Below are 2697 nucleotides of genomic sequence, written 5' to 3'. Positions count from 1 at the left end.
CTCCAAATATTTTCTGAAAGCTACGACTTATGCAGTTTTGATTTCTGAAGTACCGGTTGATTGAGTCGCAAGCGTTGCTATCAGCATGGGCAATTGCTTGTACCCTTTGATTCTACGGAATCCACGTTCTGCTTCAATAAAGCCGGCTGCTGCGTGTCGGAGAGCCATTCCGCCATCTCTGAAGTTAGACACCCTGCGGATAATACCGCGGCAGGCGGAGTTGGCTGATTCCATAGGGTTCGTGCTGCACAGTGTCTCACGAAGCATGCCGGGAATCTTGATCCGGTGCACTGTCAATGTCTCCTCAAGCCCTTCCAGAAGGCTTGCTGCTGCTTTTGGATATCGATACTCAAGGTTATTGGCAATGCTCATAAGCTTACCTTTAGCGGCCTCATACTCAAACTCCCTGTAAGCCATGGTCATAGCCACAGATACATTCGCCTGCTCCGATTCAGGCAGGTATGACATAGCACCAAACATACTCAGTGTTTCCAGCGGGAACTCGCCGCTGCCATCAATGGCCCTGACTCTGGGGCGATCTACCCTGACTTTCTTGCCGCCCATAACTACTGTAGTCTTGTCGGTACCGTGGCGGTATCCAGTACGCTCCTCTGTATTGTGCTTCCCTTTGGGGCCGGCATACTGTGCTACATCTTCTTCCAACATCATCCGCATGACATCAAGACCCAGCGCCATCGAGAGTTCCATCAACCCATAGCGCGCTTTTTCATGCAGTACGGTACTGTTTATTATTTCGATATTCTCATTGACGGATCCCTTGTTCTCCTGATATACTTTCATTGTGACAGCTCCTTTGTTATTTGATAGTCTATTGCTTTGACAACTTTATTCTACCAGAACTACTTGGAGCTGTCATTCTCAATTTCTACGGAGTTTGGGACAGAATCAATCGAGGCTGCTGGGGCAGATGAAAAAGTTGCCTCATAGCTACCAAAAAATTTAAAGAATTACTGACAACTATCTTGATAATCAGCGTGTGGAAGAAGGTTGTAAGCAAAAATGTAGCTAAGACATTTGAGAAGATGCAGTCCCCGTATAATTGAAGTAGTGCTGTTCTTTTGCTTATACATATAATTTCATCCGCATTGCATAAAGTCTTTAATTTTTAGACTTTTAGAGTTTTCAACATGATAAAGCATAAATTAAAAAAATATAGAAAATGCTTATCTTTTTAACGTGATAATGGCTATTTAATATCTAATTTAGATATAACAATTTCGATACTTTAAAAGCTATGATTGTACAAAAATTATATTATTCTGGAAAATATATAAAGATAGTTACAAAGATCGATATACAATATATTCTATAGATCTATAAATATATAAAAAGAGGTGTAAAAATGGATTTTCTTACATCAAGAGAAAGAGTCTTAAGAGCTGTCAATCATCAGGAAGTTGATCGTATTCCTGTTGACTACTGTAGTAGAGATGATGTAACCAAAAAGTTTATATCATATATAGGTGTTAAAACAATAGACGAGCTATTGGATAGACTTGGAGTAGATATAAGAAAAGTTTATATTGCTGAACACAACCTTTCCTATGAAAGCAAGGTAAACGGTATACTAAAGGGTAACTCGCCGCATAGCGGTGGAAAGTATATTTTTTTTGATGATAAAAGCTTTAAAACTTCTTGGGGAATTGTTTTTAAGCAGGGTAGAGATGGACTATATGACCAATGGGTAAATGGCCCATTTACATCAACCAAAAACTTGAATTCATTTGAATGGCCATACTTTAATATATTCGATAGTATCGAAACTATTAAAAAAAGAGTAACATTTTACAAAGGAAAGTATGCTGTAATGGGTTCATTAAATCTTCCTTTTAAAGTATGCTGGCATATGAGGGGTCTGGAAAATTATCTATGTGATATGTTGATTGATGTGCCGTTCGCACAAGAGCTATTAGAACGCATCAGCTTATATGAAAAAGAAAAGGGAATGCGCCTTGCAAAAGCAGGTGTGGACATAATCGGTTTTATTGGTGATATTGCTATGCAGAACGGTATGCTTGTAAATCCAAATTCTTGGCGCAGTATTGAAAAGCCTATACTGGCTGATATGATTAATAGTTTTAAGAGCATAAACCCTGACATAAAAATATTTTTTCATAGCGATGGTGATATTACCGAAGTCCTTAAAGACCTTATAGAAATTGGTGTAGACATAATAAACCCAGTACAACCCGAATGCATGGATCCTGAAAAGGTAAAAAAAGAATTTGGAGATAAAATAACCATACATGGTGCTATATCAATACAAAAAACACTTCCTTATGGAACTATAGACGATGTAAAACATGAAGTATCTGAAAGAATTAGAATCTGTGGTAAAGGAGGAGGTCTTATTATATGTCCGGCAAATGCACTTCAAAATGACATACCAATGGAAAATATAAAAGCACTTTATGAGACAGCCTTAGGTAGAAGCATTGATACCTTTTAAAGAAGCCATCCAATATTATTTTGATCATAATGATCTTTAAATCAGCAATTGTTCCCAAAATCCGAGCATAGATTATAACATCCTTTATAAGTGGTTACGAGAATTACCATGACGATGGTGAAGCAATCCTAGAGACTGAATAAAAATCCGTGTAAATGGCAATAATCTCCATATAAACAAATGGAGGTTAAGTAAATGAAAACATCAAAAAACATTCACACGGATAA

At 37.7% G+C, this 2697-nt stretch carries 2 protein-coding genes; one reads left to right on the top strand and one right to left on the bottom strand.

Annotated elements, in window-relative coordinates:
* Window positions 1–27 precede the first annotated feature (27 nt).
* On the bottom strand, window positions 28–801 hold the full coding sequence (locus QME45_14620) for a transposase (GenBank protein ID MDI6619860.1): 774 nt from the start codon (window positions 799–801) through the stop codon (window positions 28–30).
* A 562-nt stretch (window positions 802–1363) separates the two neighbouring features.
* On the opposite strand from QME45_14620, the gene QME45_14615 reads away from it, so the two are divergent.
* Window positions 1364–2470 (top strand): uroporphyrinogen decarboxylase family protein, encoded by a 1107-nt coding sequence (locus tag QME45_14615; GenBank protein ID MDI6619859.1) that lies wholly within the window; start codon window positions 1364–1366, stop codon window positions 2468–2470.
* Window positions 2471–2697: the final 227 nt, after the last annotated feature.

It is taken from the genome of Clostridiales bacterium, assembly GCA_030016385.1.
Lineage (GTDB): Bacteria > Bacillota > Clostridia > Clostridiales > Oxobacteraceae > JASEJN01.
This window is presented reverse-complemented; position numbering and strand designations above follow the sequence as displayed.

Excerpts from the sequence above, each read along its gene's own strand:
- QME45_14620 (MDI6619860.1), bottom strand. The coding sequence starts at position 801 with ATGAAAGTATATCAGGAGAACAAGGGATCCGTCAATGAGAATATCGAA.
- QME45_14615 (MDI6619859.1), top strand. The coding sequence starts at position 1,364 with ATGGATTTTCTTACATCAAGAGAAAGAGTCTTAAGAGCTGTCAATCAT.